This window comes from Siminovitchia terrae (assembly GCF_003605405.2).
GTDB classification, from domain to species: domain Bacteria; phylum Bacillota; class Bacilli; order Bacillales; family Bacillaceae_C; genus Siminovitchia; species Siminovitchia terrae.
Genome location: NZ_QYTW02000062.1, coordinates 1 through 615, shown reverse-complemented (window position 1 = coordinate 615; position 615 = coordinate 1). Strand labels below are relative to the sequence as shown.

Below are 615 nucleotides of genomic sequence, written 5' to 3'. Positions count from 1 at the left end.
CCGGAAGAAGAAGTAAAAATCTATCCAAGAGAACCAAAACTAGACTCGAAGAAGTCCTCGAAACTGGAAAAGAAAGCAGAAGGTAATACAGATGCCAAGAATCCAGAAGTCGGTGACACAATTCGATACACGATCACAACGAAAAATACAATCGAAGACAGCTTGGTCGAAAATTTAGTCATTACGGATACGATTCCATCCGGTCTGAGCTATGTAGCAGGCAGCCTTGAAGTAGATGGTGAATCAGTTACAGATGCCAAAGACGATGACGCTGGTCATGTGGTAGACGGCAAGGTTACAGGCAACTTTGGAAATGTAACGGATACGAAAGCCCATACGGTAAGCTTCTTGGTAACGGTAGACAAAGGCCAATCGGGCAAGGATATTAAAAACATTGCCGTCGTTGGTGGGGAAAATACCGGAGATCCAGACGAACCGGAAGAAGAAGTAAAAATCTATCCAAGAGAACCAAAGCTAGACTCGAAGAAGTCCTCGAAACTGGAGAAGAAAGCAGAAGGTAATACAGATGCTAAAAATCCAGAAGTAGGCGACACGATTCGTTACACGATCACAACGAAGAATACAATCGAAGACAGCTTGGTCAAAGATTTAGTG

1 protein-coding gene is annotated in these 615 nt (G+C 43.4%); it reads left to right on the top strand.

The window, feature by feature from the left end:
* Positions 1-615 (top strand): isopeptide-forming domain-containing fimbrial protein (locus tag D5F11_RS25665; RefSeq protein ID WP_126646701.1); only part of this gene is annotated, 615 nt, incomplete at both ends.